This is a genomic window from Treponema denticola (assembly GCF_024181605.1).
GTDB lineage: Bacteria > Spirochaetota > Spirochaetia > Treponematales > Treponemataceae > Treponema_B > Treponema_B denticola_B.
Genome location: NZ_CP054477.1, coordinates 264,790 through 288,410 on the forward strand (window position 1 = coordinate 264,790; position 23,621 = coordinate 288,410).

Sequence of the window (23,621 nt, forward strand, 5' to 3'; positions counted from 1 at the left end):
CTTGATTGTTTTGTAAATTGGAGGAACGGATGAAAAAAGCTTTTTTATTTTTGGCAAACGGATTTGAAGATGTTGAGGCTCTTACGCCCATAGATTATTTAAGAAGAGCCGGTATAAATTTGATTACTGTCGGCGTCGGAGGGAAAACTATAGTTTCTTCTCACAAGGTTCCTATAACCTGTGATATTGTGTTGGAAGAAACCTTGCAAATTGAAGAAGAACTGATTGCCGTTATTCTTCCGGGCGGTCTTCCTAACAGCAGCACTTTGGCCGGCTCAGAGGCTGTCAGAGAATTTGCAAAAAAGACCCTTACAAGCGGGGGAATCGTCGCTGCAATCTGTGCGGCTCCGGCCCTTGCCCTGGGCTCTTGGGGCCTTTTAGAAGGAAAAAACTATACCTGCTACCCCGGAATGGGACAAGATTTGAGTACAAAACCCAAGTCCGGCGAAAGGGTCATCAGGGACGGAAACATAATAACGGCCTGCGCAGCAGGAGCCGCCGAAGAATTTGCCTTCGCAATTGTAGAAGCTGTTTGCGGAAAAACCGCATTAAATAAACTTAAAACCGAGGTGGTAGCACGATAATGGGAAAACTTGCAGATTGGTTTGAAAATGAAACTTTTTGGGCGGAGTATGCTCCGATTATGTTTGATACGCAGAGATGGGCTGAAGCTCCTACCGTTGCGGAATCTGTTTTGAGGATAATAGGCGTTCCTGTGGATAATGCAGGGATTTCAATCTTGGATGCGGGTTGCGGACCCGGAAGGATTGCCATCGAGCTTGCAATAAGAAAGGCTAAGGTTACGGGCATCGACTTAATCCGCCCTTTTTTAAATGCGGCTATGGATTCGGCCCAAGATGAGGGCGTCGACATAGAGCTTATTCAGGGGGATTTGCGTAAATTTGTCCGGCCTGAAGCCTTTGATGCGGCTATCAGCATGTATACGAGCTTCGGCTATTGCAGCACAATCGAAGAAGATATGCAAATCTTAAAAAACATAGCCCAATCCATAAAGCCTAACGGCTGGTTCATTCTCGAGATGACGGGAAGAGAGATAGCCGTGCGGGATTTTACCGAAGGCGAATGGTTTGAGCGGGGCGGTTTTACTGTCTTAACCGAATATTCCGTTGAAGGAGCTTGGGAGGGTTTACGTTCCCGCTGGATTCTTTATGATGGGCAGGGCAGGAAGGCCGACCACAGCTATGTTCAGCGTCTTTATTCAGCAGTGGAGTTAAAAAGGCTTATGTTGGCAGCCGGCTTTTCTTCGGTAGAGATATACGGTGATTTTGATTTTTCGCCCTATAACGAAAAGGCAAGAACTATGGTGCTCATAGCGAGAAAGTAGCTTTATTTTTCTATAAAATACTTGTAAATTACCTTAATTGTTGATATATTGTATTTTGTAAATTTCAGTTGACTTATACTAAGGAGTTTTGATATGGAAAATAACAGCGTTGACGGTATTGTTTTATATGAAGATGCAGATCATAAATTTATATGGCTGGGCTCGGAAAGTAAACAGAGAAAGGGTGCTGTTCAAACAATGCAGTACCTTATCATAGACAGAGGCCGAGGAGTTCTTCTTGACCCGGGCGGAGTTCATCTTTTTTCCAGAGTTGTTACGGCTATAAGCCGCTTTATTTCCGTTGATAAAATCGATACTATTTTCTTTTCACATCAAGACCCCGATGTTTCTTCCGGTATAGCTTTATGGCTGGGTATTACAAAGGCGAAAATATATATTTCTTCGCTTTGGGTTCGATTTATGCCCCACTTCGGTATAGTTGATCTTTCAAGAATGGTTCCGATACCGGATAAAGGAATGAGCATATCGCTTCCTTCAGGTTCAAATATGAAGTGTATTCCTTCACATTTTATGCATTCTCCGGGGCAATTCGGTTTATACGATGAACACTCCCGTATTCTTTTTACCGGGGATATAGGAGCTGCCGTTTTTGATGATGACAATGAAACTACTTTTGTAGAAGATTTTGAAAAACATCTTCCTTTGATTGAGGGCTTTCATATCAGATATATGGCTTCCAATAAGATTGTCAGCAAATGGGTAGAAATGATACGCCTGTTAAAACCGGCTATGATTGCACCTCAGCATGGTGCGATATATAAGGACGAACAAGTAGATAACTTTTTAAATTGGCTTTCCGGTTTAAAATGCGGTACGGATTATATCGAAAACCTGTTTTAATTTAGGAGCTATGATAGACAGTTCGGCAGGAATTCAGCCTCACTGTTTATCTGCCGAGTTTGCCTTTCGGCAAACGTCGCATTATTGTATGCAGTTTGTAAACAAACTGCGTGAAAAAACTTTTTTCGCAAATTGATATTTGCTGCAAAAAGTTTTTATGGGAGATTCTATGGTTGACGAACAGAACATTGTCGATAATTTTGGTGACTTAATAGATAAAATTGTTGTACAATATAATAAGGGCATTATTCTTGATTTTGTAACCACCCATTCATTTAAAATTATTGACGAAGCTATGGATAATTTGCAGGATAAGTTTGACACCATCCTTTCCGCTTTTGAAGAAATACAAAAGGAAAGTAGTTCTTCTGCATCTAATGCCAATTATGTCGATGAAATTCTTTCTAATGTTTTAGAAAAAAGAAATGTAATTCAAGAAGAAATTCATGAGCGGGTTGACGAAATTGAAGCTACTGCAGAAAATGCGGAAAATGCAGCTTCCGCTTTTGAGGTGCTAAAGGATAGGACTGCGGAAGTTGAGGATATGTTGTCCGGTATTAAGGATGTTTCCGTAAAGACCGGCATTCTTGCAATCAATGCTTCGATTGAAGCCGCCCGTGCCGGAAGTGTAGGAAACGGTTTTAGAATTATCGCCAATGAGGTTCGCTCTCTTGCAACCCAAACCGGAGATTTTGCAAAAAAAATCGAATCAAAACTGGAAGAATTAAATAAATCGGTTGATGAAATAAATAACAGTATGACCGGTTTTATAGAACTTTTTTCAAAATTCAGAAAATCCTTTAACGGCGTATTGGCTAATTTTGATGAGAACTCGGTAACTCTTAAAGAAGCGGGTTCTTCGCTGGCAGAAATAACCGCTTCCATAAAAGAACAGGATATTACCATAAGAGAAGGCTTTTTGTCATTAAAGAAGATAGATAACTTTTTGCGTGATACCTCGACAATTCTTGATGCAGTCCAAACAAGCCATGAACATCTGGGAACCTTACTGCAGCAAAACTAAAACGAAGAATGGGATAACCCTTACAAAATCTGATGATCTATGCTATAATATACCTAGCGAGAGGAAGCTGCTATGAGTACGGCAAATAGAAAATACAAAGATTCGGTGTTTGTAGACCTTTTCAGTGAAGACGAAAAGGCGAAAGATAATTTTTTATCGCTATATAATGCCTTGCATGGTACGAACCTACAACTTTCGTGCCCTGTAGAAAATATAAAGCTTGATAACGTCATGTATATGAACATAATCAATGATGTTTCCTGCCTTGTAGATGGTAAAATTATTGTTCTTGCAGAACACCAATCGACTGTAAATGAAAACATGCCTCTACGCTTTTTACAATATATAGCAAGACTGTACGAAAAACTGCAAGCACCGACAGACAGGTATTTGAGAAAATTATCAAAAATACCTACGCCTGAATTTTATGTTTTTTACAACGGTACAGAAGACTATCCTGAAACTACAAAGCTAAAGTTATCGGATGCCTTTATTACAAAACCTGAACAAGTGTCTTTGGAGTTGACGGTGCAGGTTTTAAACATTAATACTGACAAGGCAAACAAAATCCTAACGGCGTGTAAACCGCTTGAAGAATACAGCCTCTTTGTAGAAGAGGTAAGAAAGCAAATGCAGCTCGATTCTGAAAACGGCTTTACCAATGCAGTAAAAATATGTATAGAAAAAGGAATCTTAAAAGAATACTTACAAAGAAAGGCCAAGGAGGTAATAAACATGTTAGTAGCAGAATACGACTATGATACGGACATCGCAGTACAAAGAGAAGAAAGCCTAAGGATTGGCATACAACAAGGAATTGAACAAGGCTTTTCCGACGGCTCTTACCAAAAAGCTCTTGAAACGGCAAAGATATTAAAACAGTTCGGCGATTCCACTACGAAAATAGAGCAAGCCACAGGCCTCAGTAAAGAAGAAATAGAAGCCTTATAAAAACAACAGGCTTTTGAAACAGCTTTTTTTCATATTGCCAATTGATTTTTCCTGTGGAACTTCTCCTGCTACCATACTTGAAACCTTGAGTTTTTTGTGTTATTATTCTTATATCATGAAAAAAAGAACTTCATTTTTAATTTGGCTTTTTATTTTGATTGCCTTAGGCGGCACGGCCTTTTTTTTCGGGTGGATGCAGTTTTCCGTTCCTGCCGGATCTTACGGCGTAATGCTTTCAAAGTCGGGAGGCTATCATGACAGGCTCATTATTCCGGGCGAATTTATGTGGCGATGGGAGAGGCTTGTTCCGACCAATTCAAAAATTCTTACCTTTAATTTAAAAGCCCAAGACATTGAGTATAAAAATGAAGGTGCCCTTCCTTCCGCTGATAAATTCGGTTTGGTGATGGAACAAAAAAACGATTTCCGCTGGAAGTTTGCTCTAAAGATTTCGGCTTCCGTAAAGCCTGAAAGTTTAATAAACCTTGTAAAAAATGCTTCGATAAAAACCCAAGGTGATTTGGACGATTTTATTAGAACAAGAGTCGAAGAAGCCGCTCAAAAATCCGCAAACGAATTTATCGAATATTTTTTATCCAATCCTGAAGAATATGAAAAACTGAAATTTCAATATGCGGCCTTTAACGATAAAATCACTTCGGATTTAAAAAACAGGGAGAATGCCGAAATTGAAATTGTTTCGGTTGAGCTTTCTTCCGATTTTGTAATTCCCGATTTAAAACTGTATACAACAATAAGGGATGTTTATTCGGAGTATGAAAAAGCAAGGAGCAAGGTCTTTACCGACCTTATGATCGAAGAAGGAAAATCCGCTGCCGGTTCAAAATTCCGAATGAATGATCTAAAAGAATGGGGCGAGCTTTTAAAGCAGTATCCCCAGCTTATCGACTTTTTGGCCGTAGCTAGAAGCGATGCGAGCGAAACACTTAAGGCTTTGCGTGAGCTTAAAGCTAAGATGAGCGGCGCTCAGGTCAGCGGTACTCAAGGCGGCGGGCAATAGTTTTTACCGATGAAAGCCGAAGAAAAAAAAACATTATACACATTTTTCCGCACTGCCTCGGAATATCTATCGGGTTTTAAAACCGATGAAGAATATCCAGATTTTGCCGATACCGTTCTCCCGGAGATGGCTATCCCCGATACCTCTCTACCGGAAACGGAAGGAGCGGGCGGCTTAACAATTCCTTTGAGCGATACGGATTCGGAAAACGGCCTTGAAACTCTTGAAAAGGTCTATGCTCAAATTGCTTCCTGTAAGGCCTGCCGTCTATGCGAGAGGCGGCATAACACGGTTGCAGGCGAGGGGCCTTGCGAGTTTTCCAATTTTGATAATAAGATAGAAGTAATGGTCATAGGCGAGGGGCCGGGCGCCGATGAGGATGCACAAGGCCGCCCCTTTGTCGGTAAAGCCGGACAGCTTTTGGATAAGATGCTTGCCGCCATCGAATTATACCGCACCCATAATTGTTATATCACAAATGTTGTAAAGTGCAGACCGCCCAATAACCGCGACCCTCTGCCCGATGAAACGGCTGCGTGCAGAAATTATTTAAATGCCCAAATTGCCTTGATAAAGCCTAAGGCGATTCTTGTAGTTGGGCGGGTAGCTCTTCAAAACCTCTTGGAAACCCAAGAAGGAATAGGCAAGATGCACGGCAAGTTTTTTGAATACCAAAACATTCCGCTGATGGCGACCTATCACCCAAGTGCCCTTTTGAGGGATGTTAATCTAAAACGGCCTGCATGGGAAGACTTAAAACTCTTCCGTTCCCGCCTCAACGAATTGACTCAACAAATTGATTGAGAATAACTAGGCGGCATCTATGGCAAAATGGCTGACTCTTGCCTTTAATCTTCCCCTCTACCAAAGCTTTACCTACAAAAACATAGAAGAATCAGGCGGGAGCCTTGTCGGGAAAAGGGCTTCGGTTCAACTCGGCTCAAGAAATTTGATAGGCTTTATAATAGAAGAATCCGATGTGTTTCCTAAAGACAGCCCTGTGGGAGAAGATAAAATAAAGCCGATTAAACGAGTGGTCGACAAGGAAACAATTTTCGGGCAGGCACAAATAGAACTTGCCTCTTGGATTTCGCACTTTTATATTTGCAGCTTCGGCGAAGCTCTCTCCGCAATTCTTCCTTCGGGGAAAAGAGAAGTTTCCTTTGAAAACTTAAAATGGGGAGCCGAATTTGAAGACAAGAATTTTTCTCTTTCCGATGAACAAAAAGAGGCCGTCGAAAAAATCGTAAACTCAAACAAAAAAGAATTCTTTTATTTATACGGCTTAACCGGTTCAGGGAAGACGGAAGTTTTTTTGAAGGCCGCCGAAAAGATAATCGCAGAAGGCAAGGCCGTCATCTACCTTGTTCCCGAAATAGGGCTTACCCATCAGGTCATAAGTGCGGCCGTAAAACGCTTCGGCTCTCAGGCTGCCGTTTTGCACTCAGGCCTTACGGGAAGCGAAAGGCTCAACCAATGGATGAGGATAAGGCGGGGAGAAGCCCTTATGATTGTCGGGGCGAGGAGTGCCGTTTTTGCTCCTGCCGAAAACATAGGCCTTATCATAATCGATGAAGAACATGATGCTTCCTATAAGTCGGGCTCCGTGCCCCGCTACCATGCCCGCCAGACGGCGATGTACTTGGCCGTCAAGCATAATTGCCCCGTGGTAATGGGCTCTGCAACTCCATCGCTTGAAGCGTGGAATATGATTCAAAACAAAAAAATCAAGCTCCTTTCCCTTTCAAAAAGACTTGCAGGCGGAAGCCTTCCTCAAATCGAAATAGAAAATATTTCCGGCTTAAAGGGAGCTTTGAGCGATAGGCTTATAAGCGAAATACGCAAAACCAAAAATGAAGGAAAACAAACAATTCTTTTTTTGAACAGGCGGGGCTTTTCCCATATTTTTAGATGCCGTTCCTGCGGCTATGAGATGCTTTGCAAAAACTGTTCCGTGCCGATGACTTTTCATAAAAGTGAAAATGTAATGAAGTGTCACTATTGCGGAATGCAGGCAAGGCCGCCTTCTCTTTGCCCCGAATGTAATTCCCTCGATATAGGCTATGCCGGTGTCGGTACGGAATTTATCGAAGAAGAAGTTTCCCGCTCCTTCCCCGACTGCACGATTGCGAGGATTGACACCGACACCGTTTCTAAAAAGAACAGTCTTGAAAGCCGCTTAAAAGATTTTAAGGATGGGAAAATAGATATCCTCCTCGGAACACAGATGATAGCAAAGGGCTTGAATTTTCCGAAAGTAAGGCTTGTCGGAATTATCCTTGCGGACACGGGCCTTCAAATGCCCGACTTTAGAGCCGCCGAAAGGTCATTCGCTCTTATCACTCAGGCAGCAGGAAGGGCAGGGCGGTTCAGCGAGGACGGGCTTGTCATTATTCAAACACTAAAGCCTAATCATCCTTCGATTGTTTGTGCAAAAAATCACGAGTACGAAAAGTTTTATGAGTATGAACTCGGGCAAAGAAAGCTCTTGGATTTTCCGCCCTTTAAGCGTCTGATTCGTTTGGTCTTTAGAAGCAAGGACTTAAAAAAAGCCGAGCTGGCCGCAGAAGGTGCTGCGAACATTCTAAAATATATTCTATCTTCACAAAACAAAGACGAAGCCGAAATAATGGGACCCTCGGAATGTGTTCTATCGATGATAGCCGGAAATCACCGCCAACAGATTTTGCTCCGCTCTTCAAATTTCCCCCTAATCCAAAACGCCGCCTCCCGTTTTGTAAAAGAATATAAACCTATGACAGGCATCTACATCGAGGTCGACACCGATCCGGTCAATCTTATGTGAAGCGAAGGAATAGAAAAAAAAATAAAACTATGTTATTATATATTCAGAATGGATAGAATAACGGATAAAAACAGCCTTGAATTTGCAATTTTTTGTATAGAAAATATTGCCCTTAAACTAAAGAAAGACGGCAGTGAGGTATATACAGCTCTCGCGGAAAAAAGCAGCTTATTGTTTGATTATATCTTACCGAATTACGATATACTGCATACGCAGGATAAAGATTATATTGTAAATGATATTCTTGAAGCTGCAAAAGAAAAAGGTATCAAAATATGATTTTATATCACGGGTCAAACATTGCAATTATTAAGCAATATGTTATTGATAGATACTTAAAGTTTACAGGAAGTGAAACTCTATGACGGCTCATCCTATTTTGTTACAAAAAAAGTATGCACGCATTGTAGCCCTCTATGCCGAAAAAACAGGAGTGAGCCTATCTTCAGCTCTTAAAAAATTTTATCATTCTAATGTGTATAAATTAATGTCGCAAGGAATTTCGGATATGCACTGTATGAGCGATGATTACCTTGTAGAAGAGCTGTTGAGCGAAAAATAGTTTTGTTTTTGGGATAGAATAGATTATGAGATTTCTGTTTTATTGTCAACTTTGTATTTTTCTGTTATACTATGCCTATGAGCAATACACGAAAGATGCCGATAGGCATTCAAAGTTTTGAAAAACTTATAACAAACGATTTTTTCTATGTTGACAAAACCGAATATATATGGGATTTGGTTCAAAATCCGGCTCCATATTTTTTAAGCCGGCCGCGCCGATTCGGGAAAAGCCTCCTTCTTTCTACATTAAAGGCCTACTTCTTAGGGCAAAAAGAGCTCTTTAAGGGCTTGGCTATCGAAAAACTTGAAGAAGCCGAAAAGGGAAAACATGAAATCTGGCAGAAGTATCCGGTACTCTATTTGGATTTTAATCTTGCAAAATACGAAACAAGGGACGATTTGGAAAGTCTTTTAAATGTAAACCTTTCTTTATGGGAAAAAGAATATGGAACCGAAAAGGCAGAGACAACTTTTTCAAGCCGATTTGCGGGTATTATCCGCCGTGCATACGAAAAAACCGGCAAGCAGGTTGCCGTTCTCATAGATGAATACGATAAACCACTCCTTCAAACAATGTGGAAGGACGAAGCTCTAAACGAAACCTACCGCACAATCCTGAAAGGCTTTTACGGCATTATTAAAAGTTCCGATCAATATGTCCGCTTTGCATTTTTAACGGGAGTTACAAAGTTCAGTAAGGTAAGCATATTCAGCGATTTAAATAATTTGCGGGATTTAAGCCTTTTGTCCGGTTATTCCGCCATTTGCGGTATTTCCCAAGAAGAACTTGAAACGGGTTTCCAACCTGAAATTAAAGCCCTAGCAGAAAATAACAACTTGAGCTATGAGGAAACTCTTTTCAAATTAAAACAAAGATATGACGGCTATAAATTTTCGGAAGACGGAAAAAATATGTATAATCCTTTTAGCTTGTTAAATGTTTTTGCCGATGGAACAATGCGCAACTATTGGTTTGCAACCGGCACCCCGACTTTTTTGGTTGAATACTTAAAAAAGGCTTATTATAATATTCCCGACCTTGATGGAAACGTAAAAATGAACGAGGCCGGTTTAGAAACTTATAGGGCAGAATCAATCAATCCATTACCCATACTCTTCCAATCCGGCTATCTTACGATTAAAGATTATGACAGCGAATTTGAACTTTACCGTTTAGGCTTCCCCAATGATGAGGTACGCTACGGCTTTTTATATAACTTACTTCCTGCCTATACTTCAATCACCGACGATAAGACGGGGTTTTCTATTATGGAATTTACCAAGGCTGTAAGAGAAGGGAATGTCGATTTCTTTATGGAAAAGATGAAGGGAATAATTTCGGGTATTCCCTACGATGCCTTAACCGAAAAAGACCTTGCTCTGCGTGAGCAAAACTATCAAACCGCCGTTTATCTTGTGTTTGCTCTTATGAATCAATTTGTGCATACTGAGGTTCATTGCACAACAGGCCGAGCCGACTGCATTGTAGAATTAAAAGACAAGGTTTATATTTTTGAGTTTAAGCTTGCCTCAAACGGAACGGCTGAAGATGCTGCAGCTCAAAATGCAGTAAACCAAATTAAAGAGAAAAACTATGCAGGTAAGTATTCCGGAAGCGGTAAGCAAATAATAGCCGTAGGTGCAAGCTTTGATGAACAAAAAAGAACAATCAAGGATTGGATAGTCGATCATTTGTATTACTAGGGCATCAGCATGAAAAAAGGATTTTATCTCTAAAGTCATCATGAGATATCACATCAAAATACCTATGAAAATTGTTTTTGCTTGTCTGGCGGCTGTGTACTTCTTTTCTCTTAGTCCGTACACTCGCCCCTCACCGCATCCAAAACTTCTTCTGCTTGTTTGAAAGAAATCTTTGCGGTTTCGGAAAGAGTTTGGGCTGTTGCCGTTTTTAGATTTTCCGTGCTGCCGAAGGTTTTTAACAAAACATGGGCTCTTTTTTTGCCGATGTGGGGAAGGTTTTCAAATTCGGTTTTAAGTTTGTTTGCTCTTCGGAGCTTATTGTTCCTTGTGTTTGAAAAGCGGTGTGCCTCATCACGGATTCTTTGGAGAAGGCGGAGGGCATCGCTTCTTCGCGGCAAGATGACAGGCTCCGAATTGTGAGGAAAATAAACCTCTTCATTTTTTTCGGCAAGGCCGATAACCGGAATGCCGAGATCGATGGCGTTTACAATTTTGCTTGCAGCATTTACCTGCCCGATGCCTCCGTCTATAAGAATTAGATCGGGGAGGTCGGCTCCCTCGTTGAGAAGGCGGGTATAGCGGCGGGCTATTACTTCCCTCATCGAAGCATAGTCATCGATTACGCCGTCAGTATTTTTTAACCTGAATATCCTGTAATTCTTTTTGTCGGGATTTCCTTCTTTAAAAGAAATCAGGGCAGCGACCGTAAATGTGCCGCCGAGGTGAGCAATGTCGAAGCCTTCGATACGCTGCGGAAGGCAGGGCAGGTTAAGCCTTTTTTGTAAGTCTTCAACAGCGGCAAAATCTCCCTGTTCTCTTAGGCGGCGCATAGCATCTTCTTTTGCATTAAAGCGAGCCATCTTCAAAGCTGCCTTGTGGTGTTTAATTTCAGCCGGAGAAAGATTCAGCTTTTCTTCTTGGGCAGCCGAAGGTGCAGGCTCTTTAACGGCGTAGCCGATTGTTTTGGAAGCCGCTTCTTCGATTTCTGTAAGACTGTCTGCTGCTGATCTTTCTTCTGCTGCAAGACTTTCTTTTTCTAATGGAATAATGCTTATCCTTGTCTTTGCATGAAGCTCCTCGTTAAGCCATTTTTCGATGAGGGCGTTTCCTTCGGCTGCTTGCGGAATAAATATTTTAGGCGGAACCTCGTTTGCCGAAGTGTAATAAGCCGATATAAATTCGGATAAAATTTCTCCTTCTTCTTTTAAGCTGTGCGAACGGTAAAGGTCGCGGCCGACAAGCCGTCCGTTTCTCATCTTTAAAACGGCTATGCTGACCATGGCTCCTTCAAAGGCCCATGCAATATAATCGCGGCTTTCGGGGTCCATGTCTTGAACTATGTTTTGTCCGCGAAGAGCATAGACTGCCTGTATTCCGTCGCGGAGACGGGCGGCCTTTTCAAACTCTTTTTTTTCTGCCGCCTCTTTCATCTTTTCTTTTAGAGTGCCGGAAACATCTTCCATTTCGCCTTCCAAAAGCAGGGTAATTTCTTCTATATCCTTACCGTATTCTTCTGCACTTATCTTGCCGCAGCAGGGAGCCTTGCATCTTCCGATGTGGAAATAAAGGCAGGGAGTTTCCCGTTTTTTTAATCGCTTACATTGACGCAGGGTATAATTATGTTTTATAAGAGCTAAAAACATATCGACGGCCGAAACATTGGGAAACGGCCCGAAATATTTTGAGCCGTCATTTTTAATGTTCCGAGTGCGGTAAACTTTCGGAAATTCTTCATTGGTTAATTTTAAGACGGGATAGGTTTTTCCGTCTTTTAGATTTATATTGTATCTCGGCTTATGCTTTTTGATTAGAGTATTTTCCAAGAGGAGGGCTTCATACTCGTTTTCGGTTTGAATGTACTCGATTGACTCGGCACGGGAAACCAGAATTCGGGTTTTAATATCCCGGTTCGATGTAAAATAAGAGCTGAGGCGGTTCTTTAAAGATTTAGCCTTCCCGACATAGATGACCGTTCCGGCCTTATCCTTCCAAAGATAAACCCCGCTCGTTTTCGGAGCCGAGAGAGCAATCGTATGCAGTTTTTCACGCGTAGTAATTTCCGCCATCTTTTACAAACACTTGTTTAAAGACTCGATTACATATTCATCGTATTTTTCTTCGATACTTGCAGGATGAATATAAAAAGAGTCTTCTTCGATAAAGCCTATTATCGGAATCTGCATTTCGCGTAAATTTGTTTTTAGTTTTTCGCAAGGCCTTTTTGTATTTAGTTTTACGGCCCAAGAGCTGAAGCCCGTGTCGGGGGTGCTGCCTCCTCCGAGGGAAAAGTTTTTTTGCACCAATTCGCCGGCTCCGCTTTTTAGACTTGCAATTATTTTTTCGGCACGCTTTTTTATTTTCTTTTGGTCTAAAAGGAGAGCCCTTTGAGCTGCCGATTCTCCTCCGTTTAAATAGAGGATGAGACATTCCTGCATAAGGCTTGCTACTGCCCTCCCTACCCGGTAGGTGCGCATGAGCTGATTTTTAGCTACGGTTTGGACAAGTTCTTTTTTGCCGGCAATCCAGCCTGCCTGCGGCCCTCCCAAAATCTTATCTCCCGAAAAGCAAACCAAATCCGCTCCTTCCTTTATAATAGAATAAACCGTAGGCTCTTCGGGAACATTTAAGGATAGGTTTCCCGAGCCCTGATCCACTGCGAGGATTATGTTTTGCGGAAGGATAGCCTTGATTTCTGAAATTGAAGGCTGCTCCGTAAAGCCCCGTATCTTATAGTTTGAGGTATGAACCCAAAGCACCATGGCCGTGTTTTCGTTTATTGCTTTTTGAATGTCCTTAAGGCTTGTGATATTTGTTGTGCCGACCTCGATGAGCTTACAGCCTGCCATCTCCAAAATTTCGGGGATACGGAAGCCTCCGCCTATTTGAACCTGCTGGCCGCGGGAAACTATGACTTCCTTTCCGCCTGCGAGAGCCTTTAACATTAAAAAAACAGCCGCCGCATTGTTGTTCAATATGAGGGCATCTTCGGCTCCGGTCAAAAGACTCATACAGTCATTTAAAAACTCGAACCTCTTTCCGCGGTTTCCGTCCCGCAAATCCATTTCTATAGAAGAATAGCCCGAAGCCGTTTCCTTTGCCCTGTCCCAAATATTTTCAGGCAGGGGAGAGCGGCCGAGGTTTGTATGGAGGATTATTCCCGTTGCATTTATTACGGGCGTAATTTTTGTGCGGATTATGGGTCTGCAAAGTTTGTTTATTCCTTCGGCACAAGCCTTAAGTGAAGGAACATCTCCTCCGGCCCTTGCCTTTTTGCGTATGTCTTCCAAATACTCCGAGGCTTTTTTTACGACAAATGGCCTTCCGATAAGAGCCGCCGTGTTTTTTAATATATCTTCATTTAAAAGTTTTTCGACTTGCGGAATTTTTGCAAGCGGATTTGTATTTTCTTTTGCCATGGGTGAAGTATAGAATAGAAAGCCTCTCTTGTCAAGGAAGGGAAAATTGCTAATTCAACTTTATATTTCGGACAAGTTTCTAATGCTCAATACATAATGGGGAATAAAGCTGTTAGCTATCAAGTTTTACAGCTTTTTGATTTCTTCGAGACTTAAACCTGTGGCTTTTGCAATATTCTCGATAGGAAAATTCATTGCAAGCAAGTTTTTTGCTGTTTCAAGTTTATTTTGGTGAACTCCTTCTTGATAACCCACATGTTTCCATGAAGCCTTATCGTGTTCGTATTTCATTCGGTTTTCATAGAGCCACTTCTCTTTTGGACTCATTTCCATTATGTTTATTGTTGCATTTGCTTTTGTCATCATAGGGGATTCTTGTGCTAACATTTTTCTTACCTCCAGATTATCAGTTTTAATAAATTTCAGCCAGTTGTAAAGTTTCTTTTTCTTTTCGTCCTGTTCAAAGCTTTCTTGTTGTTCTTTAACCTTGGCTAAGTTTAGAAAGTGAATTTCAAGCTCATCGGAAAGCCTGTCGTTTATGTGCTTTTCGACCACATTGTACTCGCTGTGTATAAGCGAATTCAAATTAAAGCTTTCACCCACTATGTTTATTGTAATACATTTAGGCAGTTTTGTATACACTTCGCTTGTTTTTAAGTTTTCAGTGTACATTTTAGCCCAGTAAAAGATGGTTCTTTGAACAAACTCGCTGTTCCATCTGTTTTGAATTTCAATGTCGATAATGGTATTGTTTTTTAGGCGTAATTTCACATCTAAGACTCCGGTTTTGTCGCTTATCGAATCCTTATGGAGCTCCTTATCCAAAAGCTCCAAGCCTGCAATGTTTTCAGGCGGAATGTCTAATATACATTCCAGCAAGTCCTGTAGTACATCCTTGTTCTCCTCAACTCCAAAGACTCGTTTAAAAGCGTAGTCATTTCGTAAAGTTATTTTAAACAATTTTTCCATTTTTTACCTCTCATAAAAATTATTTTTAAAGAAGAAAAATTTCTCCCCTTTCATAATTATTGTATGAAAAGTTTGCAATAAATAGTAAAATTTAAAAATGAAATTATACACAGTTTTCACCGTGCTTGAAACAATTAAAAAAATTCTATATAATCGGCGGATTAAGGAGATAATTCTATTTAAGGAGAGAATTCTATGCCGAAAAAGATTGTTATTGCCTTAGGCGGCAATGCGTTGGGAAATAATTTGGAAGAGCAAAGAAAGGCCGTTAAAATTACGGCAAAGGCCATTGCCGATTTAGCCGAAGAAGGTCATCAGGTAATCGTTTCTCACGGAAACGGGCCTCAGGTTGGAATGATTCATTTGGCAATGTCCGAATATCATAAAATCGATCCTAAAACTTCGGAACCCGAACTTGCAGTTTCCGTTGCTATGAGTCAAGGCTATATAGGGAACGATTTGGAAGCCGCTTTAAGGGAAGAGCTTTTAAACCGCGGTATCAATAAGCCCGTTGCTACATTGATAACTCAGGTACTTGTAGATCCTTCGGATCCTGCCTTTTCAAAACCTACAAAACCCATAGGCAGTTTTATGACCAAGGAAGAAGCCGATATTTTAACCGCTAAGGGTGAAAATGTTGTAGAAGATGCAGGCCGAGGTTACAGACGAGTTGTGGCTTCTCCCAAACCGGTAGATATTGCAGAAATCGAAAGTATCAGGGCTCTTTGCGATGCAGGCCAAATAGTTATAACCTGCGGAGGCGGCGGTATTCCTGTCGTAAAAAAAGGAAACGCTCTTTGCGGTGTTCCGGCCGTTATCGATAAGGACTTTGCAAGTGCAAAGCTGGCTCAGCTTTTAAATGCAGACTGTCTTATCATCTTGACCGCTGTAGAAAAAGTCGCTATCAACTTTAACAAGCCCGACCAAAAATGGCTTTCAGAAATTTCGGTTGCAGAAGCAAAAAAATATACTGAAGAAGGACACTTTGCTCCCGGTTCTATGCTGCCGAAAGTGCAGGCTGCCATCCAGTTTGCCGAATCCAACAAAAAAGGCTATGCCCTTATTACCCTTTTGGAAAAGGCAAAGGATGCCATCGACGGTAAATCGGGAACAATAATCAGATAGTGGTTACAAATTTAAAACATAAATATTTTGGGCCTTTTTCTTTTTATAAAAACGCCGTAAAATTAGCTGTACCTGTAATGGTACAGCTTTTTATTCAATCTCTTGTTTCTCTTATAGACAACTTTATGGTTGCCGACCTAGGCGACCTAAAAATGAGCGGGGTAAATGTTGCCAATCAAATTATCTTTGTATACATAACCGGTCTTAATATTCTTTGCAGTGCGGGCGGAATGTTTATGTCGCAGTATAACGGCACAAAGGATGAAGAAGGAATGCAGCAGGCCTACCGCTTTAAGCAGATGTCAGGCCTTATCTTTGCCCTTGCTCTTCTTGGTATCTGTCTTACAATCCCCGACCTTGTTTTAGGCCTCTTGGTGAACGGTAATACTGCAAAAAAAGAAATAGTAGAGCAGGCCGTAATTTACAGCAATGTTATTCTATTGTCGTTTATTCCCACTGCCTTTTCGATAGGAATAGCTTCCTCTTTCCGTGAAACGGGAAATGTAAAGGTTCCCATGTATATATCCCTTGTTTCAACCCTTGTAAACACTATCGGAAATTACATGCTCATATACGGAAATCTGGGAGCCCCAAGACTTGAGGTCGCAGGAGCTGCATACGCAACAGTCATTGCCCGCTGTGCCGAGCTTATAATTTTTGTTCTTTATGCAAAAAAAGTCAGGCCTCTTTTCTATGTAAAAATAAAAGACATGCTTAAAATAAAGCTTCATCTTTTTTATGAGATTTTAAAAAAGTCTGCCCTCATCTTTGTTGCCGATATGTCTTGGGTTCTGAGCGAGATAGTGGCAACGGCAGTTTATAACAGCAGGGGAGGCCCTGAAGTTGTAGCCGGTATGTCTGCGGGCTGGACAATTGCCAACCTATTCTTTTTGGTTTTTCCGGCAATAGGTACTTCGGTTGGTGTTATAATAGGCGGTACCCTCGGAAGGAATAAGCTTGAGGAGGCAAGGGAACAAGCCCGTTGGATTAAAAGAGGTGCTTTTGTACTCGGTCTCGGAACAGCCCTTTTGGAGCTTTTTTCGATTATGCTGGTTCCGATTGTATTCCGTAGTTTAAGTCCTGCTTCTCATGAGGTTACAAGGCTTCTTATAATCTTTATCGCTCTTTATATGCCTGCATGGACCCTTCAAAACACCCAATATGCGATAGCCCGATCCGGTGGGGATGCGGTCATGGGAGTCTGGGTAGATACTACGGTAAATATGTTCTTATTTATGCCTTGTATGCTTTTGTTATATTATTTTACGGATTGGTCTTCACCCGTTATGTATGCAATTGCTAAACTTACCAGCATAATGAAAGCCGTCCTTGCCGAAGTCCAGCTAAAAAAAGAACGCTGGGTCAAAAATTTGACTAGGATTGAAAAATAAGATCTCTATTTATTGAGGACGGTTATATTTATATGGAAAAAGAGCTTTGATAAAAAAAAAGAGCTTGGGTTCAAGTTTGAAACCGCAAGCTCTTTTTGCATTAATAGCTCTTTGAATCGCGTGAGCGTCTTGTTTTTTTCATAAGTTTTCGGCGGAGGGCCTTATTCTTTCTGTTTAAAACAGTGGAAGGCTTTTCGTAGAATTCCTTCTTTTTCCATTCGCGGATAATACCTTCTTTTTCGACTTGACGCTTAAATCTTTTTAGAGCTTTTTCAAGATGCTCTGAATCGTCAATTGTTACATATGCCATTTCTTTTTTCACCCCCTCCGGCTTTAGGATTAAGAGCCGATTATATAGAAAATATAAGAATATGTCAATAGGACAATTTTTTGTTTGTGTAAATTCCGGCTTGTCTTTTTTTTTGTTTTCCTGTATAATGCAGCTCTATCATATAATACACCTTTTCAAAAAGGAAAGCTCGTTCCCGGACTTTTTGAGGCATTTTGCATTTGCCGTTTTACTGACGATGCAAAGGATTTTATTTTGACTAATACCAAGATTAATGTTTTATCGCGTTTAGCCCTTTTAATTGTTGCAATAGTATGGGGTAGTTCTCTTGTTGTTGTAAGCGAAACTACTGATTTTTTTAAGCCCAATTTTTTATTGGGTTTAAGATTTTCTATTGCCTGTTTTTTGCTTTGTTTGGTTTTCTATAAAAAATTAAAACTTATAGACAAAGATTATCTTATAAACGGAGGAATTGTAGGCTTTTTCCTATTTATAGCTTATTCCAGTCAAACATTCGGGGTTACGACTGCAGGCGGCCTCCCCGGGAGAAGTGCTTTTTTATCAGCTTCGTACTGTGTAATAGTTCCTTTTTTGGGTTGGATTGTAAACAAAACTCGTCCCGATAGGTACAATGCCTCTGCTGCCGTTTTATGTATTTTGGGTATAGGTCTTGTATCTTTTAAAGACTTAGTTCTTTCATCCTCTGTAGGAATAACCCTCGGCGACTTCTATGCTCTTTTAAGCGGGCTTCTTTTTGCAAGCCACATTGTAAGCATTACAAGGTTGAGCAAAGGAAAGGATCCCATTCTTATGACGATTATTCAATTCGGAACGGCTGCAATTCTTTCATGGCTTGTAACTTTTATTTTTGAAGATAATAGTGCAATAGTTTGGTCTTATTCATCCATAGGTTCAGTGCTCTATCTTGCCGCTATTTGTACAGGCCTCGCTCTTCTTTTACAAAACATAGGGCAAAAACACACCGATGCTTCAAGTGCCGCCATTATCTTAGGTCTTGAATCAATTTTCGGAATTATCTTTTCGGTTATATTTAAGGGTGAAACTCTTGACGTTTATTCGGTTTTCGGTTTTATCTTAATCTTTATAGCGATAATAATTTCGGAAACAAAACTTTCATTTTTAAAAAAGACTGAAATTAAAGTCGAAATTGTTTCATAGCTTGAAAAAGCTTTAAACTTTATAGTATAATATTCTTCTAAAATATTGTTAAAATGATGAGGTTAATATGAAAAACGATATAAGTTATTTTACATCAGAGTCGGTAAGCGAGGGACATCCCGATAAGCTCTGCGATCAAATTTCGGATGCAGTTTTAGATGCATGTTTAAAAGATGATCCTGAAAGCCATGTAGCCTGTGAAACATTTGCATCTACCGCCTTGGTCCTTGTAGGTGGAGAGATAACCACAAACACCTATGTAGATATTCAAGAGATTGCGCGTACTATAGCTCAAGAAATCGGCTATACAAATACCGATTTCGGTTTGGACTGCCATTCTATGGCAGTTATGAATATGATTCACTCACAATCCCCCGACATTTCGCAAGGGGTAGACGGTACGGGGCTTGATGAATATAAGGGCCAGCAGGGGGCCGGGGATCAGGGTATGATGTTCGGTTTTGCCTGCAAGGAAACTCCTGAACTGATGCCTGCTCCCATTATGTTTTCGCACTCGGTTTTACGCTATGCTGCAAAGCTCAGAAAGGAAAAGGTTATTCCTTGGCTCAGGCCCGATTCAAAAACCCAGATTACCGTAAAATATGAGGGCTTTAAGCCTATCAAGATAGACACGGTTGTTCTTTCTCATCAGCACTATCCCGATGTTCAATATGATGAGTTAAAGGATTCCCTGATAAACAAGGTTATTAAGCCTGTTTTAGAGCCCACCGGACTTTTGGCAGATGATACCAAGTATTTTATCAATCCTACAGGACGCTTTGTTATAGGAGGCCCATTTGGTGATACAGGTCTTACAGGAAGAAAAATAATCGTAGATACCTACGGCGGAATGGGGAGACATGGAGGAGGCGCTTTTTCGGGTAAGGATCCGTCAAAAGTTGACCGCTCTGCTGCCTACATGGCCCGATACATTGCAAAAAACGTAGTAGCTGCAGACCTTGCACGCCGCTGCGAAGTTCAGCTGGCCTATGCAATCGGCGTTCCATTCCCTGTTGCCGTAAGAGTTGACACCTTCGGTACGGGTGAAGTTCCTGAAGAAAAAATAGAAAAGGCAATAAAAGAGGTTTTTGATATGTCTCCTGCAGGTATTATAAAGACTCTGGATTTAAAGCGTCCCATCTATAAAGAAACGGCAGCCTACGGACATTTCGGCCGCCCCGAATTCTCATGGGAAAAAACCGACAAGACGGAAGCTCTAAAGAAGGCGATTAAATAAGCTTATTTGATTTTTGCTTTTACACTTAAGTTTTGAGGGAATTATTTAAATGAAAGAGATAGACGATTTTTTTAAGAGAAATAATTTTGATTATAAAATTGATATCGAATATGCAACTTCAATCCTTTTGGAAGATATGAAAAAGGGCTTGGAAAGCGAAGCTGAGTCTGTTTCTTCTATGGATATGATTCCCTTATGGAAAAACCTCCCCACCGACATCCCCAAGGAGAAAAAGGTAATAATCATCGATGCCGGAGGTACTAATTTTAGGGCCGGCATTGTCTATTTTGACAAAAAAGGAATGCCCGAAATTCTTTCTTTTTTTAAACATCCTATGCCCGCTCTTGACAGGGAAATGACTAATGAAGAATTTTTTGACAGCATTGCAGAATACTTAGAGCCTTTAAAAGATGAGTCTGATATGATTTCTTTTTGCTTTTCCTATGCAATAAAGATTTTTCCCGATGGCGGTGGACAGGCTATTAAACTTTCAAAAGAAATAAAGCTGCCTCATATCGGCGACTGTAAAATAAATGAGGGGCTTTTGCAAGCCTTATCTCGTAAGGGTTGGAAAAAAATAAAAAAAATTATAATGGTAAACGATACCGCCGCAGTTCTTCAATCCGGAATTTTTTCTGAGACCGACGATCAGAGCTTTGACTCTCACATAGGCTTTGTTCTAGGAACGGGTCTAAATTCTGCATATATCGAATACGGAAAAATTGAAAAACTCAAAAGTACCGAATTTTACGATAAACCTCAAATAATCGTATGCGAGTCGGGGAAGTGCAATAAGATTCCTCAAAGTAAATTCGATAAAATCTTATCCGAAAATTCCAATTTAAAAAACGAGTATTTTTTAGAAAGAATGTGTTCAGGACGATATCTTGGAGAGCTTTGTTCCATCGCTTTAAGGGTGGGTGCTGCCGAAGGAATTTTTTCGCCGCAGGTCAACAAGATGCTTTTAAATTCCTGTGATTTTTCAACTGAAGAAATTTCTTTGTTTTTAAAGGAACAAAATCACGATAAAAATATTTTTTCCGGTATAATCGAAGCTCATTCGGTTTCGGAAGACTATGTTAAAATCTATTCCATCTGTAAATGTTTTTTTGAGAGAGCCGGAAGGCTTTCAGCTGCCGTAATTGCTGCCGCCTGTATAAAAACCGGTAAAGGTAAATCGCAGGATAAGCCTATCTGTATAAGTGCCGACGGCTCAATGTTTTTAAAAGGTTTTTTGATTAAAGAAAGAATCTTTAAGAGTTTACACACCTGTTTAACCGAAAAAAAAGGAATTTACTTTGTTCTTAAAACAAACGATGAGGCTGTAACCTTGGGTACGGCTCTTGCAGCTTTTTTAAATTAAATAATAAATCTTAATTTTTTTTAATATATTGACATTTTATTTTCTTTTTGCTAAACTCTTCTTCGATAGATTTTCTATTTGGAAATTTTATTTTCAGCTCAATTAAATTTTAAAAGGAGAGTTTATGAAAAAACATCTCATGGTTATTGTTACAGGTGCCGTGATCGGTATTGCGGCCCTCGTATTGGTTAGGTTCGGAAATCCGGGAAACATGGGTTTTTGTATTGCATGTTTTTTGCGGGACATTGCCGGTGCCTTAAAACTGCATAATGCAGGAGTTGTTCAGTATATGAGACCTGAGGTAATCGGTCTTATAATCGGTGCCTTTGTACTGGCCTTTGTAAAAAAAGAATTTAAGCCGAGAGGCGGTTCAGCTGCATTTACCCGATTTACTCTAGGTTTCTTTGTTATGATAGGAGCCTTAGTATTCTTGGGCTGTCCTTTAAGAATGTTTTTACGCTTAGGTGCAGGAGATTTAAATGCAATTTTCGGTTTGGTAGGCTTTATTGTAGGAATTGTAATCGGTATCTTCTTCTTAAATAAAAATTTTTCTCTTAGCAGGGCTCATAATCAATCAAAGCAGGAAGGCGTAATTCCTATAATCTTTATGATCGTCTTCTTTGTCCTTTTGGTTGGCTTCCCCTCAGCTCTCGCTTTTAGCGAAAAAGGCCCCGGCTCTATGAAGGCTCCGATTTTCTTGGCCTTGGCTATCGGTCTTGTTGTAGGCGGTCTTGCTCAAAGAAGCCGAATGTGTACTGTGGGCGGAATTCGAGATGCAATCATGCTTAAAGATTTTCACCTATTGTGGGGAAGCCTTTCTATTTTGGTAACTGTTGCAGCAGGTTCGTTAATTTTAGGTAAGTTCAATTTAAGTTTTGCCGGTCAGCCCGTAGCCCACACAGACGGCTTATGGAATGCTCTCGGAATGGTTTTAGTCGGCTGGGCAAGCGTTCTCTTGGGCGGCTGTCCTTTAAGGCAGCTCATATTGACAGGTGAAGGAAACAGCGACTCAGCAATTACCGTTGTAGGTCTTATCGCAGGTGCAGCCTTTGCCCATAACTTCGGTCTGGCTTCTTCCGGTAAGGGACCGACAAGTGCAGGAATGATAGCTGTTGGTGTAGGTTTGATTCTTACAGCTTTTGTAAGTATCTATTATTCTTTGAAAAATAAATAAGTTTTTATTAGGAGAAGATTATGTCTGATATTATTGTAGATGCTAGAGGGCTTGCTTGCCCGGAGCCTGTGGTTTTAACCAAAAAAGCTCTTGCTGTAAATTCCACCTTCGTTGTGTTGGTAGATAATGAAACATCAAAAGAAAATATAAAACGCTTTTGCGATAATGCAAAGGCTAAAACAAAGATTGAACCGAGTGATGACGGCTGGAAAATTGCCGTATCAAAATAATGAAAGAGTATTTAATCACCTTTCATACACATTATGATTCTCTTGTCTGCATGAGGGCCGTGAATAAAACGGATAATGCTAAGACAGGAGAGTTGACTGCAAAACTTGTTCCGGTGCCGCGCTCTGTAAGTTCAAGCTGCGGTACTGCATTAAAATTAATTTTTGAAGAAGGCCTTGCTTTTGATAAAGATTATTTTAGTCAATTTGATTACGATGCTTTTTATTATTTAAGTGAAGATAGTAAGTATGTTGAAGTGTGATAGTGCGATTAAAGGCGGCAGCGTTTCCATAAACACTGCCGCCGCTTTTTTATTAAGAGATTATTTTGTTTTTAATGCATCCAGTTCTTGTTTTAATTCTGCAAGAGCCTTTTCTATTTCTTCATAGGTTTCTAAGGTTTCCAGATGAGCTTTCCCTTCTTTAATTATTTTTTCCAACTTTTTTTGTTCTCCCTTTTTGTAATTATCGGGATTTTTGTAGTTTACAAGTTCTTTAATTGAAGCGTCAAGCACCAAAGCCTGTAAAACCGCATTTTTTACCGCAAGGGAAGCTGCTGTAGCTCCTCCTACTGCATCGACTCCCGGAGTTCCGGGGAAACCGACATCCATTTTTTTGACATCTTCTAGGCTAAGGTTTTTAAATTTTTCAAAACCTTTTCCATCCAAATACTTTTTCCAATAAGGTTTGTTATATTCCGGATGCCCTAGAGAACCTGCATTAATCGCAGCCTCGGTATTTTTTTCTTTGTCGCTTATTTGGATAATCCTTCCTTCAGCATCAATTTCGATATCTACACATACCGAGTAGTCATATTCAAAATCGGGGCCGAAAGCCTTTGAGCCTTTTACCTTTGCAGTACCGTAAAACATCTCCGGTTCGTAAGCAAAAGCAAATACTAAAATAGCCGACATAAACAATGCTGAGATTTTTATCTTTTTACTTATTTTCATAATCTTCCTCCGTAAACAAGAT

General features: G+C 40.5%; 24 protein-coding genes. 19 read left to right on the forward strand and 5 right to left on the reverse strand.

Annotated elements, in window-relative coordinates; all coding sequences use genetic code 11:
* The first annotated feature begins 29 nt into the window (after nt 1–29).
* From E4N80_RS01140 to E4N80_RS01190, 11 genes are all read left to right on the forward strand, one after another.
* On the forward strand, nt 30–584 hold the full coding sequence (locus E4N80_RS01140) for a DJ-1 family glyoxalase III (protein ID WP_253699765.1): 555 nt from the start codon (nt 30–32) through the stop codon (nt 582–584).
* The gene (locus E4N80_RS01145) at nt 584–1,345 is read left to right on the forward strand and encodes a class I SAM-dependent methyltransferase (protein ID WP_253699767.1); all 762 of its coding nucleotides are present in this window, start codon (nt 584–586) and stop codon (nt 1,343–1,345) included. Before E4N80_RS01140 ends, E4N80_RS01145 begins: the two co-directional genes overlap by 1 nt.
* Before the next feature lie 93 nt (nt 1,346–1,438).
* The gene (locus tag E4N80_RS01150; protein ID WP_253699768.1) at nt 1,439–2,206 is read left to right on the forward strand and encodes an oxygen-binding di-iron domain-containing protein; all 768 of its coding nucleotides are present in this window, start codon (nt 1,439–1,441) and stop codon (nt 2,204–2,206) included.
* A gap of 169 nt (nt 2,207–2,375) precedes the next feature.
* Complete coding sequence (locus E4N80_RS01155) at nt 2,376–3,230, forward strand: methyl-accepting chemotaxis protein (protein ID WP_253699770.1); 855 nt, start codon at nt 2,376–2,378, stop codon at nt 3,228–3,230.
* 72 nt (nt 3,231–3,302) lie between these two features.
* Complete coding sequence (locus E4N80_RS01160) at nt 3,303–4,181, forward strand: Rpn family recombination-promoting nuclease/putative transposase (RefSeq protein ID WP_253699772.1); 879 nt, start codon at nt 3,303–3,305, stop codon at nt 4,179–4,181.
* Nucleotides 4,182–4,296: 115 nt separating this feature from the next.
* Complete coding sequence (locus E4N80_RS01165) at nt 4,297–5,202, forward strand: SPFH domain-containing protein (protein WP_253699773.1); 906 nt, start codon at nt 4,297–4,299, stop codon at nt 5,200–5,202.
* A 9-nt stretch (nt 5,203–5,211) separates the two neighbouring features.
* The gene (locus tag E4N80_RS01170) at nt 5,212–6,006 is read left to right on the forward strand and encodes a uracil-DNA glycosylase (RefSeq protein WP_253699775.1); all 795 of its coding nucleotides are present in this window, start codon (nt 5,212–5,214) and stop codon (nt 6,004–6,006) included.
* 19 nt (nt 6,007–6,025) lie between these two features.
* Nucleotides 6,026–8,008: a replication restart helicase PriA gene (gene priA, locus E4N80_RS01175; RefSeq protein WP_253699776.1), complete on the forward strand. Its 1,983-nt coding sequence runs from the start codon at nt 6,026–6,028 to the stop codon at nt 8,006–8,008.
* Nucleotides 8,009–8,056: 48 nt separating this feature from the next.
* Nucleotides 8,057–8,287: a DUF3791 domain-containing protein gene (locus tag E4N80_RS01180; RefSeq protein WP_253699777.1), complete on the forward strand. Its 231-nt coding sequence runs from the start codon at nt 8,057–8,059 to the stop codon at nt 8,285–8,287.
* Nucleotides 8,288–8,369: 82 nt separating this feature from the next.
* The gene (locus E4N80_RS01185; RefSeq protein ID WP_002691343.1) at nt 8,370–8,570 is read left to right on the forward strand and encodes a DUF3791 domain-containing protein; all 201 of its coding nucleotides are present in this window, start codon (nt 8,370–8,372) and stop codon (nt 8,568–8,570) included.
* Nucleotides 8,571–8,647: 77 nt separating this feature from the next.
* Complete coding sequence (locus E4N80_RS01190) at nt 8,648–10,276, forward strand: ATP-binding protein (protein WP_253699778.1); 1,629 nt, start codon at nt 8,648–8,650, stop codon at nt 10,274–10,276.
* Nucleotides 10,277–10,386: 110 nt separating this feature from the next.
* Here the strand turns inward: E4N80_RS01190 and uvrC are convergent, their stop codons facing one another.
* From uvrC to E4N80_RS01205, 3 genes are all read right to left on the reverse strand, one after another.
* Nucleotides 10,387–12,342: an excinuclease ABC subunit UvrC gene (gene uvrC, locus E4N80_RS01195; RefSeq protein WP_253699779.1), complete on the reverse strand. Its 1,956-nt coding sequence runs from the start codon at nt 12,340–12,342 to the stop codon at nt 10,387–10,389.
* A 3-nt stretch (nt 12,343–12,345) separates the two neighbouring features.
* A complete protein-coding gene (selA, locus tag E4N80_RS01200) occupies nt 12,346–13,692 on the reverse strand; it encodes an L-seryl-tRNA(Sec) selenium transferase (protein ID WP_253699780.1) in 1,347 nt (448 codons plus the stop codon).
* Nucleotides 13,693–13,818: 126 nt separating this feature from the next.
* On the reverse strand, nt 13,819–14,661 hold the full coding sequence (locus tag E4N80_RS01205; protein WP_253699781.1) for an Rpn family recombination-promoting nuclease/putative transposase: 843 nt from the start codon (nt 14,659–14,661) through the stop codon (nt 13,819–13,821).
* 195 nt (nt 14,662–14,856) lie between these two features.
* Here E4N80_RS01205 and arcC point away from each other — a divergent pair, with 195 nt between their 5' ends.
* Both arcC and E4N80_RS01215 read left to right on the forward strand, forming a co-directional pair.
* A complete protein-coding gene (gene arcC / locus E4N80_RS01210) occupies nt 14,857–15,786 on the forward strand; it encodes a carbamate kinase (protein WP_253699782.1) in 930 nt (309 codons plus the stop codon).
* Nucleotides 15,786–17,177 carry an MATE family efflux transporter gene (locus tag E4N80_RS01215; RefSeq protein WP_253699784.1) on the forward strand — a complete coding sequence of 464 codons (1,392 nt, stop codon included), beginning with the start codon at nt 15,786–15,788 and terminating at the stop codon, nt 17,175–17,177. The genes arcC and E4N80_RS01215 overlap by 1 nt, the downstream gene beginning before the upstream one ends.
* Nucleotides 17,178–17,277: 100 nt before the next feature.
* Here E4N80_RS01215 and rpsU read toward each other — a convergent pair whose 3' ends face one another.
* On the reverse strand, nt 17,278–17,487 hold the full coding sequence (gene rpsU, locus E4N80_RS01220; RefSeq protein WP_002673965.1) for a 30S ribosomal protein S21: 210 nt from the start codon (nt 17,485–17,487) through the stop codon (nt 17,278–17,280).
* Between the two features lie 84 nt (nt 17,488–17,571).
* Between rpsU and E4N80_RS01225 the strand changes: the two genes are divergently transcribed.
* The 6 genes from E4N80_RS01225 (at nt 17,572) to E4N80_RS01250 (ending at nt 22,909) form a co-directional block, all read left to right on the forward strand.
* Complete coding sequence (locus E4N80_RS01225; protein WP_253699786.1) at nt 17,572–18,645, forward strand: DMT family transporter; 1,074 nt, start codon at nt 17,572–17,574, stop codon at nt 18,643–18,645.
* 67 nt (nt 18,646–18,712) lie between these two features.
* On the forward strand, nt 18,713–19,882 hold the full coding sequence (gene metK, locus E4N80_RS01230) for a methionine adenosyltransferase (RefSeq protein ID WP_253699788.1): 1,170 nt from the start codon (nt 18,713–18,715) through the stop codon (nt 19,880–19,882).
* Nucleotides 19,883–19,931: 49 nt separating this feature from the next.
* Nucleotides 19,932–21,245: a hexokinase family protein gene (locus tag E4N80_RS01235; protein WP_253699789.1), complete on the forward strand. Its 1,314-nt coding sequence runs from the start codon at nt 19,932–19,934 to the stop codon at nt 21,243–21,245.
* Nucleotides 21,246–21,369: 124 nt separating this feature from the next.
* Nucleotides 21,370–22,419 carry a YedE family putative selenium transporter gene (yedE, locus tag E4N80_RS01240; RefSeq protein WP_253699791.1) on the forward strand — a complete coding sequence of 350 codons (1,050 nt, stop codon included), beginning with the start codon at nt 21,370–21,372 and terminating at the stop codon, nt 22,417–22,419.
* A 20-nt stretch (nt 22,420–22,439) separates the two neighbouring features.
* Complete coding sequence (locus E4N80_RS01245) at nt 22,440–22,649, forward strand: sulfurtransferase TusA family protein (protein WP_253699792.1); 210 nt, start codon at nt 22,440–22,442, stop codon at nt 22,647–22,649.
* Nucleotides 22,649–22,909, forward strand: a complete 261-nt coding sequence (locus E4N80_RS01250) for a putative Se/S carrier protein (protein WP_253699794.1) — start codon at nt 22,649–22,651, stop codon at nt 22,907–22,909. The genes E4N80_RS01245 and E4N80_RS01250 overlap by 1 nt, the downstream gene beginning before the upstream one ends.
* Nucleotides 22,910–22,969: 60 nt before the next feature.
* On the opposite strand, the gene E4N80_RS01255 is transcribed toward E4N80_RS01250, so the two are convergent.
* A complete protein-coding gene (locus E4N80_RS01255; RefSeq protein ID WP_366797311.1) occupies nt 22,970–23,593 on the reverse strand; it encodes an FMN-binding protein in 624 nt (207 codons plus the stop codon).
* Nucleotides 23,594–23,621: the final 28 nt, after the last annotated feature.